This is a genomic window from Halomicronema sp. CCY15110 (assembly GCF_016888165.1).
Lineage (GTDB): Bacteria > Cyanobacteriota > Cyanobacteriia > Phormidesmidales > Phormidesmidaceae > Halomicronema.
The window spans coordinates 18,301-33,622 of sequence record NZ_JACSWC010000182.1 but is presented as its reverse complement, the minus strand read 5'-3'; the positions used below and the strand labels follow the sequence as shown (position 1 = coordinate 33,622).

Genomic DNA, 15,322 nt, shown 5'->3' with positions numbered 1-15,322 from the left:
GGGAGTGGGGATGGGAGGAAAAGTGGAGTGGGTGAGGAAAGTGGAGTGGGGGGGATTAGGCGATCGCGAGGGCTTGCAGTTCGGCGATGGGGTCGCCTTGGAGGATGGAGCCGTCGGGGGCTTCGAGCACGAAACCGGCATCGCGGATCATTTCGAAATCGGCGGTGGCGGCTTGGCCGGGGGTGGTGAGGTAGTCGCCGATGAAGATGGAGTTGGCGGCGTAGAGGCCGAATGGTTGGAGCGATCGCAGCTGCACCTCGCGCCCCCCGGCGATACGAATTTCTTGGCTGGGCAAGAGGAAGCGGAAGAGGCACAGCATCCGCAAACACTGGCGGGGAGTCAGCTGGCCGCGATCGGCAAAGGGGGTGCCGGGAATCGGGATCAGGAAGTTGATGGGGACGCTCGTCACGTCAAGTGCCCGCAGCGACAGGGCCAGATCAATCACGTCATCGGCGGATTCGCCCAGGCCCAGAATGCCGCCGGAGCAGGTGGTCAGTCCCGCTGCTTTGACCGCTTCGACGGTGCCCAAACGATCTTGAAAGGTGTGGGTGGTGCAAATGTTGTCGTGGTTGGCCTCAGCGGTGTTGAGGTTGTGGTTGACGCGATCGACCCCAGCAGCGGCGAGACGTTGGGCTTGCTCTTCATCTAGCAGGCCCAGGCAAGCGCAAATTTTCATCGGATATTGAGCTTTCACTTCCCGCACCAGCTCCAGTACGCGATTGAAGGTGGGTTCGGCGGGCGATCGCCCTGAAATCACCATGCAAAATGTCCCGGCTTTGAGGGTATGTGCCCGTTCGGCGGCGGCTAGTACCCGGTCTTTGGCCATCAGCGGATACTTATCGATTTCGGCAGTAGAAATTTTGGATTGCGAGCAGTAGTGGCAATCTTCGGGGCAAAGGCCACTTTGAGCATTCAGCAAAAAGTGCAAGCGCACTCGGTTTTGCCAGTAGTGGTGGCGCACGCGATAGGCCGCATGGAGTTGGGCCAGCAGTTCCGTATCAGGAGCCGCCAGCACCTGATGCGCCGCATCCCGGCCGATGATTTCCCCGGCGAGGGCTTGATCAGCCAGCTGGTTCCAATCGGGGGCAGAGAGCAATGAGGTCATAACGCGCAACGGATAACAGGCCAAACTATAGGCTAATACGGCGACGGCGTTTCTACGCACAGATTGTAATGAAGAGAGATTGGTGGAAGGGCGATCTCGGTCATACTACTCCGTTGCTCTCCCACGACTCAGCCCGGCGTCTCATTCAGAAAAGATCGCGGGGACGGGGGGCGGGTCAAGCGCGGGCACAAACTCGACGGTGACATCTTCATCGACCAAGACCATCACTGTTTCTTGTTCAAATTGAGCGATGTAAGCCTGAATCACTTCCATCAACGCCGTTTCGTTAGCTTGCGTATCCAGAAAGATTAATCGCACCACGTTCGACGGTTCGGCAATTACAGTGCCACTCGCGTCTTGATAGCGACCGTTGGCTTTCCAGACGGTCAGGCCGTTAGGAAAGCGCGGCGTCACTTCGGTATCAATGAATGTTTCAAAGTCTGCATCAGAGACGATATCGCCGTCAGATATCTGGCGACCCAGATACAAATCTACTTGAATCAATTCGGCCAAGAGGTTGTTTTCAATCAGGTCGGGAGTTTGAGCTTGCACTGTGCCACCGCCCATGCCAAAGAGCAGCGCAGTCAAGCCGACTACGCTGTGACGGTACCCGACATTGACTGTGTTTAAGAACCATTGCATGGGCGATCGCTCCGCTCTAAATATAAACAATACGATTTAGAAGGTTAATGTCAAAACAAGAGGAATCTTCGGAAACCGGATGGAATTGGCGTATTGACGATAATATCGGCTCTCGCTAAAGGTTTAGCCGTATCGCTTTTCTTAACTGCAAAAATCAATGTGACGACTTGGAAGATCAATCAACCAAATGAATATTTCAGCCGCTGGATCGAAATGCTCTATGTGACAGTTCAAAGGCGGAATATGGGCTCACTCTAAGTATTGACGAATGTGCCAGCCTAGGTCACTCTCCGCGCGAACTTTAAGCGATCGCTTCTAGCCTTTTGAACTCAATGGCACTCACCCAGCTTAGGGCATCAACAAGTGTGAAATGTCTGTAGAGCCAAAGTTAACACTCATGGCTACATTGAGATTCTCAAACATTTGCACTAGCCATTTCACGTTGTTCTGGGTGCTGGTTTCGTAATGGTTGAACAATGTTGAAAAGCGCTTTTCCAAATAAGGTCTGACGTTTCGACAAAGCAAAATCACTTTGATCAGTAGGCCAGTCGTCAAAATGGGGCCAAGGTTATTAATAAGATCAATGAAGACAAAATGTTGAGGCTTAGCTGATGATTCTAAAACCAAAAAGTTTAACAATTGGCTAGAGGTGCGAATCAGCAAAAAATCATTGGTCGGTTGCTCGTCATTTTGCGGCATTGTACGCTCTAGCTGCTCAGCCAACAAGCGATTAAATTTGCGTTGACCATAGCCAGGCTCTACGGCAGCGCAAAGATAGTCATACAGTTCGCGCTTAAAGTCACGGAATGTGATGTTTTGGTTTCGTTCGAGAAAATTATACGCAGTATCTCGATAACTGCGGCCATGTTCAACCTTGCCAGAAAACTGGTTTAGGGACGTGACGAGTTCGCGATCGCTCAACAAGGTCGGGTTACTCACTGGCTTTAATCGCGCGATCGTGTCTGAACCAGGATGTAGCTTTTTCATCCGCGCTTGGCGCACCCGATAAGTCACGTAGTGTGAAAGGTTGACCTCAAACTTTTGTTGTGCCTGCGCTTGCATGCGACGAACATTTTTATAATGTGCCTCCGGGCTATCTTCACTGACCAAGCAATATTCGTAAAGGTAAGGGTATCGCTGGATTAGATTACCGAGCGGACGATCGGCATCATTGTTTTGGCTAGGATCGCTATCAATCAGTAACGCCAAGCGCTTGAGCGTTAAATATTGCTCAGTCTCAGTAAACTTTTTGACAACTTGCCGCAGATGCCGCACGTGACGGCTACGGGAGTATTCCCGCACATTATCGCAGGGCGTTAGTTCGAACAAATCAAGGAGTAAGGGAACCGCGTATTGAAATTGCGAGTTGCTTTGCCAACGGTTAATTAAGATATGGCAGCAGCGATTCAGGATGAAGTGAAAGTACTCCTCAATGCCTCGATCTGACAGAATCTGATCGAGAGCGGCAACAATCCCTGGCTCTGGATAACCGACACCGTCAATGAACAGTGACTGAAACCGACTGAGCACTTGCTCGGGTGGGGCAAAATCAGCGCACGCCAATAGGTGACCATAGAGCGTTTGCTCTTGAGGGCTGATGGAACGACTTGGATAGGCTACCCTTTGGTTCACGGTGACATGTACCTCTCATAGAGGCATTAATGGTGATATTCATGACAGATGGATGCCCCTGAAAGCCAGGCGAAAGATCGTCAGATCGATCCCCTGTTGATAGATAGTAAGATGCTTAACTACTAATGTAGCCGACTTACGTAAGCGAGACGTCAGTTTTTACACCTGCAATACAGACTTTTTAAAAACATAGGCTCCGTGTTAACACGAGCCAGATGCGTTTTTTGAACACTTAGACTGACAATTATTACGCTTAACTGTTTATAGCCCGAGGAGATTACTCCCTAGGCCGAACAAAAGACTCGGTGTTTTTTGGGAAATTCAATCTCGTCAAAGGACAAAGCATCCTTCTCAGGATTTATTCGACATGATTTCGACTTCTTTGTAAAGCTATCTTCATGAATAGCGGCGATGCCTAATTTGATGACTTTGATATCGCCAGCCACACGGTTGTACATGAAGAGTAAGTAGTCATCAGCGCCGATCAGCTGACTGTTAACACCTGCCCTCGCCAGCTTCCGCTGACTCAATTTTTGATGATTTAGCTGGGGCGGATCTAGGGGGGATAGGTGGTAGACAGGCTATAGTAGTAGAGATGCCTAGATGTATTTTGCCGTGAGGCCTACGCGATCGCTGACTACGGGCACCATGAGGGTGAGCCCCCTGGTAAGGTCTGGGACCAGTCGGGTTACAAAGGAAAAATTATTAACTAGACCGGAAAAAGGCCAGGTAATTTTCGAGACTGGGCTGATAGAGCTTGCCGATATCGGTGGGCGTAATCCCATCAGTGCCCGAGGTTTGACGGACACCAAACTGAGGATTGGCGTATAGCTCTAGGGAACTGCCCCGGGCATTGACGAGTTTGATTTGCAGGGGCTGGGTAAAAAAGTCGTGATCAGCCACTAATGCTTGGAGGGACGATAAATCTTGCTGTTGCAGCATCGATTTGACGCGATGTAATTCGCGATCGGCTTCGTCCAGGGCGAAGCTGCGCAGGGGTTGTGACACGCCCTCTTGATGCAGGGTGTTGAGAATTTTTTGGATAGCTAGCCCATCGAGAAAAGGGAGGGTTACCAAGTAAGCGATCGCGGATAACCCGATTTCATCATCGGTAATGCAAGCGAGTTGGGTGTGGCGGTGGGTCAACTCGATATTGGGAGGGCGCGATAAGACGGGACTGACCTCTGCCAACTGCGTGAAGGCGGTCGCTAGCGCGGCGTGGGCGGCGAGCGTCATTACCCCGTCGATAGTCACCATGACTTGGGCGGGACGCTGATTGAGAAAGGTATGAACGTCTTGCGCGGTGTTAAAGTGACGGCGCTGAGATTGGTCACCATAGGGGCTGAGATCGATCCAATCACAAACGACCTCGGCGGTTTGGATGTCGTAGACGATCGCCCCTTGCATTTGAATGCCGGTAATCGTGGCTCCAGACAGGTCGGCCCCGACACAGCGGGCATGGCGCAGATTGGCCCGGCTCAGGTCAGCATGCACCAAAATCGTATTTTCGAGAATGGCCCCTTCTAATTGGGCTCCGGTCAAATCGGCTCCGCTGAGCTTGGCATCGGTCAGATCAGCTTCTTTGAGGTTAGCCCCGGTGAGGTTGGCCCACCGCAAATTAGCCCCCCGCAAATTGGCTCCACTCAGATTAGCAGTGCGGAGATTACCATGCCGACATTCCATGCCAATCATGATGGCATTGTTCAAATCGGCCCCTTCTAAATTGATGGAGTGGGCTTGGATATGGCTCAGATTAGCGCCGATCAAGCTACTTTTCCGTAAGTTGCTGCGACTCAAGTTGGCCCGAGTCAGGTTGCTCCAGCGCAGGCGCACTTCGCGCAAATCGGCTTCTTGCAAGTTGGCCTGAGTGAGGTTGGCATTGCTCAAATCGGCCCGCAATAGTTCAGCGCGAATCAACGATGCCCCGGTCAAGTTAGCGCCCACTAAGATCGCTTGAATCAAGTTCGCCACATTCATTTGAGCCGCTTGTAGATTGGCCTGGCTCAGATTGGTACCGCTCAGACGACTGACATTGAGGACAGCGGCTTGCAAATCGCTTTGGCTCAGATTGGCATTGCTGAGATTGGCGACATTCAGGTCGGCTGCTCGCAGAATGATGTTGGGTAAGCGGGTGCCAGACAAGACGCATTCATTGAGCTTGGCGTGTGAGAAGTCACGCTCTCCCTGAGCGTATTTGTCCAACAAGATGGCGGCAGTATCGGGCGCGGGTAAAGGCTTCATGGGACAGGTAGCAGAGGATGGAATGCTATCGACTCAGGCAAACGACTGGAGGGCGTATACGACGGTCAGTTAGGGACGATCGCCGCTGCCGGTCGCAAACCAAGCGTCGTGATGGAGGTTGGGAAATCGATCCGGATGATCCCGGTGATACTTCCAGGTTGCCCGCAAACTTACGGATCCTTACCAAGACCTGGCAAAGTCGCCGATGAACTTGACTCACGCTGGCGTCTGCACCTTCCTACCAAAGGACGCAGCTGTGATCGCTGAGTTGAAAGTTTGGGGTTGGCGATCGCGACGCTCAGATTACCCCCTGGCGGGGGGGCGCTGGTCGGTCAAGGCCGGTTGCGAAAACTAGGGGCAGGCTTACGATAGGGTGTTTTAGCAGGGGCACTTTGTCAGGACGAGGGCGAAGAGGGGCGATGAAAATTGGCATTGTGGGTTTGGGGTTGATTGGGGGGTCGTTAGGGCTGGACTTTCGTCAAAGAGGGCATGAGGTGTGGGGGGTCACCCGGCGCACTACGACTTGTGAAGCGGCGATCGCGGGCGGTGCCGTCGATCATGCTTCCACCGAACTCCAAACCCTGAAGGCGACAGACATTGTCTTTCTCTGTACACCGATTCATTTGATCGAGGCGATCGCGCTAGAGCTGATTCCCCATCTCTCACCCACAACGGTGTTGACGGATGTGGGCTCGGTGAAGGGAGCGATCGTTGATACGCTGAGTGCTCACTGGCCTAATTTTGTCGGTGGTCACCCCATGGCCGGCAAATCGGAAGTGGGCATTGCCGTGGCTGAAACGGGCCTATTTGCCCAGCGGGCCTATGTGATTACGCCCACGGAGCAAACCCCTCCCCCAGCGGTAGCGCTGTTGACGGAGCTAGCAGAAAGTTTGCAGGCGCAGGTTTTCAGCTGCTCACCAGCGGTACATGATCGAGCCGTCGCGTGGATTTCGCATTTGCCCGTGATGGTGAGCAGCAGCCTGATTCAAGCTTGCCTGAGCGAACCGGACGATGCCGTTCGTCAGTTAGCCCAACAGTTTGCTAGCTCTGGCTTTCGCGATACGAGTCGAGTGGGCGGGGGCCATCCAGAGTTGGGGCTGATGATGGCTCGCTATAACCGTGAGGAAGTGCTGCGATCGCTGCAAGCTTATCAAGACGCCTTGCAACAGTTAACGGAACGGATTCAAGGTGCTGAGTGGGAAGCCGTAGCGGAGATTCTGTCAACTAACTATGCGGCCCGCCCTGACTTTATTCAATCAGCACCGGCTCCTGATACAGCAACGTCGTAAAGGTCACGGTGGAACCGAGGCCTTCGCCCATGCTGATAAATTGCACCACGCCGCCCATGGCCTCGATCAATCGTTGAGAAATGGCGAGTCCTAGACCAGTGCCGCCATATTGTCGGGTGCGCTCGCCATCGACCTGACTAAAGGTTTGAAAGAGGCGGTCTTGTTTTTCCAGCGAGACGCCAATGCCGCTATCGGCCACGCTGACCTTGACAAGGCCGGGCCATTCTTGGTCTTTGAACTGCACTTTTTTGGACTTCAGCTCTGCGGTGATGGTGATACCGCCTTCGTGGGTGAACTTAATGGCATTGCCGATCAGGTTCAGCATGACTTGCAGCAGTCGCTGATAGTTGCCGTTGATGATGATTTCATCATGAGTGTGGGGTTGCTTGATTTCAAATTGCAATCCCTTGCGCTCGGCTTGGGGGCGGGTGAAGTTTTCGACATTAGCAAACAGCTCACTCAATTTCACCTGTGACATATCAATCTGCATCTTGCCCGCCTCGATTTTGGCGATATCGAGCACGTCATTAATCAAGTTCAGTAGGTGAATGGCGGATTTATGGGCCTCTTGCAAAAACTCGTCTTGCTCTTCGGGATCATCAGCCATGCCATCCAAAATGAGGCGGAGGAAGCCGATCATGCCATTCAGCGGTGTGCGCAGCTCGTGGGAGGTATTGGCCAAAAACTCACTTTTTAACCGGGAGGCTTCTTCGGCCAGATGCCGGGCTTCTTCGAGCTCGTGATGCTTTTGGCGCAGTCGTTGGTTAGCGGCTTGCAGTTCGTCGGCTAGGCCTTGGGCGTCCCGAAATAAATGGGCGTGGGCGATCGCGGTGCCGACCTGTTCCATTACGGCCTGCAACAGCGACAAATCTAGCCCTTGCCAGCCCGTCGCATCAGGCGCCTTGAGAATGATCAGGCCATTGATTTCCCCCAGGTGTCGTGTGGTGGCGACGAGATAACTGCCGTCAGCGATCGCGGGAGTTTCCACCGCCTGGTCAATCGCCGTCAAGATCAGCGGCTGCGGACTGCGCAGGACAGCGGCCAAACTGGGATAGTCATGAAAGCTCAGAGCCTGGGCTACCGGACACGGGGGGGCGTCGGTTTGCACCCTCGCCATCACGGGCAGCGGTTGGTGCGGGGCCTCGTAAGCGCAGAAGATCCCCCATTCCACGGCCAAGATCGCGGCCAACTCTTCCACCGTCTGTTGCCAAATGGTTTCTAAATCTAGTGTCCGACGAATTGACCAGGTGAGCCGAGTCAGCTGCCGCTCAGCCATCTGATAGGGGGCTTGGGCGATCCCGACCGTGGGGCTCCAATCAATCACCTTAAACGCGCCCATCCAACTCCGTCCCGAGTCCACCGATAGGGGACATAGCTGCACTATGCCGGTCAGTTGGCCGCTGGGAAACTGCATCTGCCAGGGATCGGCGGTGGTCACTGGCGGGTCAGCCTGAAAATCAATGTTGAGGGCGGTAAAGTTGCTGAGCAATTGTTCCAGCGATCGCCCCACCCAGCTCGTGGGTTGCACGCCAAACTCTTCCGCCACCGACCACTCCAAGCTTTGCAAGTGACCCGACGCATCCACGACAAAGAGCAGCGGTGGTAACGTCTCTGGCAAGAGGTATGTGCCTGCCGGAAGAGTCACCGCTGCGGTCTGCGCATCAGCTTGAGACAAGGTGTGAGAGGACGGAATCTGCATAGCAGTTGAAGAAAGGGGCAGAACGGCAAGAAGCGAGTAGCGTCGGCAGTGTCAGGTGGCTGGCTGCACACTGCCCTCCAGGTTGGAACTCAGTGCTTGAGCTCCGCCAATGAGCTGCAACGACCGGCCAACAATCGGGCGAAGCACCCTGCTAGGCGAGTCCAATCGCGAAGATATTTCAGCCACTCGCCAACTCCATTTTGTTATAGCTGCTACCACGAGCGATTGGCTGCCGCTCACTCCGGTATCAGCATGCCCGAGCGTGCCATCTGACTGACAGTCAACGACTGTGAAAATTGTGACACGGGCCTGTAAGATCCCCGAAAAAAGCAGCAAAACCTTACCAGAGGCGCAAAGTCCGGCGACAGATCGGTATGTCCCCTTGGGCAGAATCGTGAATTTCCACAGAGAATTCCGTCTACTCGTAAATCCGATTAAACTTAGGTAACAGACTATTTGCTTTCTTTGAGGACGCCATCCTTGTATGACTGACGCACCTGTCTCGCGGATTCGGAACTTTTGCATCATTGCGCATATCGATCACGGCAAATCGACCTTGGCCGATCGCCTGTTGCACAAAACGGGTGCAGTGAGCGATCGCGATATGAAAGAGCAGTTTCTCGACACGATGGATCTGGAACGAGAGCGGGGCATCACCATCAAGCTGCAAGCGGCGCGGATGAACTACACCGCCAAAGATGGTGAAACCTATGTGCTGAACCTGATCGACACGCCGGGACACGTGGATTTTTCCTATGAAGTATCGCGATCGCTCGCGGCCTGCGAAGGCGCGCTGTTGGTGGTGGATGCCTCTCAAGGGGTCGAGGCGCAAACCCTGGCAAATGTGTATTTGGCGCTAGAGCACGATTTAGAAATCATTCCCGTCCTTAATAAAATCGATCTGCCGGGAGCTGAGCCCGATCGCGTTAAGCAGGAAATCGAAGACGTGATTGGCCTGGACTGTAGCGAGGCGATTCTCGCGTCGGCGAAGGCGGGGATCGGGATCGATGAGATTTTAGAAGCGATCGTGCGAAAGGTGCCGCTGCCAGCCGATACGGTAGACGAGCCGTTGCGAGCGCTGATTTTTGATAGCTACTACGACTCCTATCGGGGGGTAATCGTTTACTTCCGAGTGATGGATGGCACTCTGCAAAAAGGGGACGTTGTGCGACTCATGGCGTCTAAGAAAGAATACGAAGTGGATGAACTAGGCGTGCTGTCCCCCGTGCAGGTGCCCGTAGATGCCCTGCACGCTGGGGAAGTAGGCTACTTTTCTGCCGCGATTAAAGCGGTGGAAGATGCGCGGGTCGGTGACACCATGACCCTGCTGAAGCAGCCCGCTGAGAAAGCGCTGCCGGGCTATGTGGAAGCCAAACCCATGGTGTTTTGTGGCTTGTTTCCCACCGATGCGGATCAGTATGAAGATTTGCGCGACGCCCTCGAAAAGCTGCGGTTAAACGACGCCGCGCTGCAATATGAACCGGAAACTTCCAGCGCCATGGGGTTTGGCTTTCGCTGTGGGTTCCTGGGCCTGCTGCACATGGAAATTGTGCAAGAGCGCCTGGAGCGAGAATATGACCTCGACCTCATCACCACGGCCCCCTCGGTGGTGTATCAAGTGACGATGCTAGACGGCTCTGTCGTGGAAATTGATAACCCGAGTACGCTGCCCTCACCCCAAGAGCGCGAGTCCATTGCGGAGCCTTACGTGCGGGTCGAGATGTTGACCCCCGAAGAATACGTCGGGCCGCTGATGGAGCTCTGCCAAAGTCGACGCGGCGAATTCAAAGATATGAAGTATCTCGCGCAATCGCGGACGGCACTGGTGTATGAGTTGCCCCTGGCAGAAGTGGTGACCGACTTTTTTGACCAGCTCAAGTCACGCTCGAAGGGCTACGCCAGTATGGAATATCACCTGATTGACTATCGGGTGAACCATTTAGTGCGGCTCGACATTCTGATCAATGGTGAACCCGCTGATCCCCTCGCTAATATTGTCCATCGCGATAAAGCCTATTACGTCGGCAAGGCATTGGTAGAAAAGCTCAAAGAGCTGATCCCGCGCCATCAGTTCAAAATTCCCCTACAGGCGTCAATTGGTAGCCGCGTTGTCGCCAGCGAAAGCATTCCGGCCCTGCGGAAAGATGTGCTGTCGAAATGCTATGGCGGCGATATCTCCCGGAAGAAAAAGCTGTTGCAAAAACAGGCTAAGGGTAAAAAGCGGCTGAAGGCGATCGGTACCGTTGATGTGCCCCAGGATGCGTTTATGGCCGTGCTGAAGTTGACCTAACGGCTGACCCCGCCTCATCTTCGGTGGGGTCAACGAGGTCGTCTAATTGTGAGCAAAGGTGGGGAGAAGCGGGTGGCGTTATCAGTGGCGGGGTGGCGGGCGCGAACAATTCGCTGCCTAGCGGTGCTGGGGGTCTGTGGCGGGCTTGTCAGCTGTAACTCTGACCCATCGGAGGGAACCGGTGAGGGCGATCGCGGGGCGGGAGAAACCGTCACCATTCTCGGAACGCTGACTGGCAATGGCGAAGACAAATTGATGGCCGCGATCGCCCCCTTTACCGAAGCTACCGGCATCGAAGTCATCTACGAAGGCACCGACGCCTTCACCACCCTGATTGCAATCCGCGTCGATGCCGGCGATACCCCTGATATTGCGCTGTTTCCCCAACCGGGTTTGATGTTGGAATTTGCTCAGCGAGGGGATTTGATCCCCCAAGACCGGGCTACTTTAGCCTCGGCCTACGGAGCTGATTGGCTCGACCTCGCCAGCGTCGATGGTGAAGTTTACGGCGTCTGGATGCGGGCCGATGTCAAAAGTCTGGTCTGGTACAATCCCCAAGCCTTTGCTGCCGCTGGTTATCGCCTGCCGACCAGTTGGGATGAGTTGACTACGCTGAGTGAGCAGATGATTGCCGATGGCAACACGCCCTGGTGCCTCGGGATGGAAAGTGGGGCGGCCACGGGCTGGGTGGGGACTGACTGGGGCGAAGAAATCCTCCTGCGGCAGGCCGGCCCCGCAGTATATGACGATTGGGTCAATCATGAGATTCCGTTTAACGATCCGGCAGTAGAAGCGGCGCTGGAGACTTTTGGGGAGATTGTGCGCGACGAGGCGCAGGTGCGCGGTGGCCCTACCGGGGCGATCAGCATTCCCTTTGGCGATGCACCCGCGCCGTTATTTAGCGAGCCGCCTGGCTGCTATTTGCATCGTCAGGCTAGCTTTATCAACGACTTTTTGCCCAGCGGCTTGATCCCCGAAGAAACTGTAGACGTGTTTGCGCTGCCGGGGATGTCCGGGGAGCCACCGCCCGTGTTAGTGGGCGGCATTGTGTACGCCCAGTTCAACGATTCCCCCGCCGCGACCGCCCTGATGAAGCATCTGGCCTCGGTCGAAGCTCACACTCGCTGGGCTAATGAGGGCTACATTTCGCCCCATACGGAGGTGGGTCTGGAGGCGTACCCCGATGTGCTGATCCGTAACCAAGCTGCGGTGCTCAAAGAAGCTGCAGTGATTCGCTTTGATGGCTCTGACCTGATGCCGGGAGCCGTGGGCACAGGGACGTTTTGGACGGGCATGGTGGATTATGTGGGGGGCGCGGAGGCGGCCACCGTATTAGCAGAAATTGAGGCCAGTTGGCCCGCATCGGAATAAGTGGGCAGGCACAATTATTTCGTAGACGGGTTTCGACTCCGCTCAACCCTCAATTGTCTGCCAGGGAGGAAACCTCGCTGATTGAGCGGAGTCGAAATCAGCGACTGGTTCGACTGATTCCACGTTTAAGTAGGCCCAGCTACTTAGCGCGCACTTTCCTGTCGATCAAAATGCAACTGATGCTTCTTTGTATATGCCCAAATCAGTCAAAAGTTAACCCGCATCGGGAGTGAATAGATTTCATGAGAGGACCGTTTCAAGGATCAATTTGCATCCGTTTTACATGAGCTGAAATGGTAGAGCCGGACTCAGCAAAAGGAACTGGGCAATTACACATGATTACGATGGTGAGCCGGGTCAGTGAGTACATCGACATTGTTGAGTTCTTGCTCGAGTTGTGCAACTGAGGGCAGTTCTGGCTTCAGGGGGTCGGGCAGTTCTTTGGCGGTGCGATGGGTAGAAATGCCGATGGGTTTCTGCAAATCGCGGAGGGCATATTCAGCGATCGCCTTATTTTTAGACCGACACAAAATCATGCCAATAGTGGGGCGATCGTCCCCATGACGGAGTAAATCGTCTACTGCGGAAACATAGAAGTTCATCTTGCCGGAAAATTCAGGCTGAAAATCGCCCATCTTCAAATCAATCACCACAAAGCAGCGCAGTTTGAGATGGTAAAACAGCAGGTCAATATAAAAGTCTTCGCCCCCGACTTGCAGATAATATTGACTGCCGACAAAAGCAAAGCCCACGCCTAATTCCAGCAAAAAATCGCGAATGTGATCAACCAGCGCCTTTTGCACATCGCGCTCTTGGGCATCGGTGGCGATCGCGAGAAAATCAAAGGTATAGGAATTTTTGACCAACTCTCTGGCCAGGTCAGACTGCACATCCGGCAGGGTGCGCTCAAAATTAGTGATAGCACTGCTTTTCTGTTGACCATAGAGCTGCTGGTCAATTTGCGTCATCAAGATATTGCGGCTCCAGCCGTGGTCGATCGCCTGTTTCGCATACCACAGCCGCGCTTCGGGGTCTTTCACAGCCTCCATGAGCCGCACATTGTGGCCCCACGGCAAATTTGCAACGACCTGTTGCAGAATTGATTCGTCGGTATAGGTTTCGGCAAAGGCCCGCATGTAGTGCAGGTTGCGTGGCGAAAATCCTTTCATTTCTGGAAACGTCTGGCGCAGATCCTGGGCGATGCGATCGATCACCTTACTGCCCCAGCCTTGCTCGACCTGGCGCTGCAAAATTTCGCGGCCAATGTGCCAATAGAGCACCACCAATTCACGGTTTACGGCCAAAGCCGATTGCACCCGCGCCTGCCGAATCCGGTCTTTGAGGTGCGTAATCAGGGCTTCGTATTCCGGGCTTTGCGAAGGCAGTAGAGCAGCCATAGCAGTGGGGCTAAATCGTGCAACAGCTTGTTGCAACAGTCACATCAGGTAGGCGTCACAAACCTGCAACAGCTTGTTGCAACAGTCGCGATAGCAGCGGGCGTCATAAACCTGCAACGGCTTGTTGCAGCAAATAGCGAGTGACGATCCGCCTCAGGTTAGCATAAGTCAGTTCAAATGAACTGTTTCCCTGTCTGCGATGGCTCGATCGCACTGATGGCAGTCACCGTCAGGTGTCGATAAGTCGGAGGCTGAAGCCTCTGGTGCTACAGCGTGGGGAGCAGAGAGCTATCTGCGACTCGCGCCAGCTGATAGCGAGGAAGCTGGTAAGTTCTAGCGAATTTTCCATAAATAGATCACGGACTCCTCTTCGGACGTGGGGAGGAGCAAGATTTCATCCGGTTCCCAGTCGCCCATGTCGAACTGATGCGACACGATGCGGGCACCGGGACGCAACTGTTGCACCAGGCGCGGGCAGAGGCGGGCATTGAGGTGCGGCAGCAAATATAACGCCACCACCGTCGCAGCGGCGACATCACTGTCATACAAATTGCCTTGTTGCAGGGAGATCAGGTGAGCCACTCCGGCCACTTGGGCATTTCGGCGGGTTTGCTGAATGCAGGTGGGGTCAATGTCGATGCCAACGCCGCGCGTACCCCAGCGAGTAGCCGCCCGAATGAGTAGCCGACCATCCCCACACCCTAAGTCATAGAGCACATCTTGAGCGCTGACTTGGGCCAATTCCAACATGGCGTCCACGGCATCGGTAGGCGTGGGAATGTAGGCAATATCTGGACGGTGGGCAGACGGCTCAGACATAGGATGAGACTTACGAGGAATGCTGTTGCACGGCAGTCATCAGGGCTTGAAGCTGCGATCGCACGGACTCAATGGTGTATTCATCATCGGGATGGGGCGGGTGACCGGGCCGCTCAAAATGGGGCCGTTCATCGTACATCTGCCCCCAGCGCATATCGACTTGCCGGACAAATTCCCGGAGCTGGACGTCGTGGGCGAGTAGGGGCTGCAACATCTCTGCCAAAGCCTGGAGCGGGGTGGCAAAATGGCGGCTACAAATGACATCGTCCGATTGCACCGCCGTTAACAGGGTGGCTTGCAAGGCCCCCGCCGCATCGGACAAATGCAGGTTAATGAAATGTTTAATCGCGCTTTTTACCTGCACCAGCTTGGGAATGGGGGATTCGCCCTTGAGAAAGTCGCCCCCTTCTTGACTGATCGCATCCGCCAGGGAATATTTCCGCCCCTGCCGAATTTCTCGCTCAATGGCCTGATCCGCCTCTAATTCTGAGTCTGATGGTGATTGAGAGGGCATGGGTTTACGCTGAAGCCGACAGGGGAGATATCTGAACAAAAGTAGTGCGCTGATTTGCCGTGGCAAAGTGAGCGGTGCGAGTGAATTGAGCGGAACAGTTTGTTACGGTCAGGTGGTCAGCCCAAACAATTGCCAGCACTCCCTATGATTTTCCACAATACGGTTATTTTATATTTGCCGCTGCCGGGTAGCCCAGCCGACATGTCCGCCGCCATTTTCTTTTTGGGCCTAGTGGGGCTAATCGCGTTTCAGGTGTATCGAACTCGCCCCAACAAGTAGACGCTGTGGGCGATCGCCCATTTCAACGACAGCTGCAGGGCGCT

At 54.3% G+C, this 15,322-nt stretch carries 11 protein-coding genes; 3 read left to right on the top strand and 8 right to left on the bottom strand.

Going from position 1 to position 15,322, the window contains the following annotated elements; translation table 11 throughout:
• Window positions 1-55 precede the first annotated feature (55 nt).
• The 4 genes from bioB to JUK32_RS05335 form a co-directional block, all read right to left on the bottom strand.
• Entirely contained in the window at window positions 56-1,105 is a 1,050-nt protein-coding gene (bioB, locus tag JUK32_RS05350) for a biotin synthase BioB (RefSeq protein WP_204137814.1), read from the bottom strand.
• Window positions 1,106-1,246: 141 nt separating this feature from the next.
• Window positions 1,247-1,747, bottom strand: coding sequence for a DUF3574 domain-containing protein (locus JUK32_RS05345; protein WP_204137813.1), 501 nt, complete (start codon window positions 1,745-1,747; stop codon window positions 1,247-1,249).
• Between the two features lie 348 nt (window positions 1,748-2,095).
• A complete protein-coding gene (locus tag JUK32_RS05340) occupies window positions 2,096-3,379 on the bottom strand; it encodes a hypothetical protein (protein ID WP_204137812.1) in 1,284 nt (427 codons plus the stop codon).
• Between the two features lie 705 nt (window positions 3,380-4,084).
• Window positions 4,085-5,620 carry a pentapeptide repeat-containing protein gene (locus tag JUK32_RS05335; RefSeq protein ID WP_204137811.1) on the bottom strand — a complete coding sequence of 512 codons (1,536 nt, stop codon included), beginning with the start codon at window positions 5,618-5,620 and terminating at the stop codon, window positions 4,085-4,087.
• Between the two features lie 419 nt (window positions 5,621-6,039).
• Between JUK32_RS05335 and JUK32_RS05330 the strand changes: the two genes are divergently transcribed.
• Window positions 6,040-6,909: a prephenate/arogenate dehydrogenase gene (locus JUK32_RS05330; protein ID WP_204137810.1), complete on the top strand. Its 870-nt coding sequence runs from the start codon at window positions 6,040-6,042 to the stop codon at window positions 6,907-6,909.
• On the opposite strand, the gene JUK32_RS05325 is transcribed toward JUK32_RS05330, so the two are convergent.
• Window positions 6,869-8,608: a cell wall metabolism sensor histidine kinase WalK gene (locus JUK32_RS05325; RefSeq protein WP_204137809.1), complete on the bottom strand. Its 1,740-nt coding sequence runs from the start codon at window positions 8,606-8,608 to the stop codon at window positions 6,869-6,871. The two genes, JUK32_RS05330 and JUK32_RS05325, sit on opposite strands and share 41 nt — an antisense overlap.
• A 484-nt stretch (window positions 8,609-9,092) precedes the next feature.
• Here JUK32_RS05325 and lepA point away from each other — a divergent pair, with 484 nt between their 5' ends.
• Window positions 9,093-10,898 (top strand): translation elongation factor 4, encoded by a 1,806-nt coding sequence (lepA, locus tag JUK32_RS05320; RefSeq protein ID WP_204137808.1) that lies wholly within the window; start codon window positions 9,093-9,095, stop codon window positions 10,896-10,898.
• Between the two features lie 48 nt (window positions 10,899-10,946).
• On the top strand, window positions 10,947-12,269 hold the full coding sequence (locus JUK32_RS05315; RefSeq protein ID WP_309224495.1) for an ABC transporter substrate-binding protein: 1,323 nt from the start codon (window positions 10,947-10,949) through the stop codon (window positions 12,267-12,269).
• A 329-nt stretch (window positions 12,270-12,598) separates the two neighbouring features.
• Here the strand turns inward: JUK32_RS05315 and JUK32_RS05310 are convergent, their stop codons facing one another.
• The 3 genes from JUK32_RS05310 to JUK32_RS05300 form a co-directional block, all read right to left on the bottom strand.
• Window positions 12,599-13,666, bottom strand: a complete 1,068-nt coding sequence (locus JUK32_RS05310) for a YhcG family protein (RefSeq protein WP_204137807.1) — start codon at window positions 13,664-13,666, stop codon at window positions 12,599-12,601.
• A 333-nt stretch (window positions 13,667-13,999) separates the two neighbouring features.
• Window positions 14,000-14,485 carry a cyclopropane-fatty-acyl-phospholipid synthase family protein gene (locus JUK32_RS05305; RefSeq protein ID WP_204137806.1) on the bottom strand — a complete coding sequence of 162 codons (486 nt, stop codon included), beginning with the start codon at window positions 14,483-14,485 and terminating at the stop codon, window positions 14,000-14,002.
• A 10-nt stretch (window positions 14,486-14,495) separates the two neighbouring features.
• Window positions 14,496-14,999: a hypothetical protein gene (locus tag JUK32_RS05300; protein ID WP_204137805.1), complete on the bottom strand. Its 504-nt coding sequence runs from the start codon at window positions 14,997-14,999 to the stop codon at window positions 14,496-14,498.
• Window positions 15,000-15,322 lie beyond the last annotated feature (323 nt).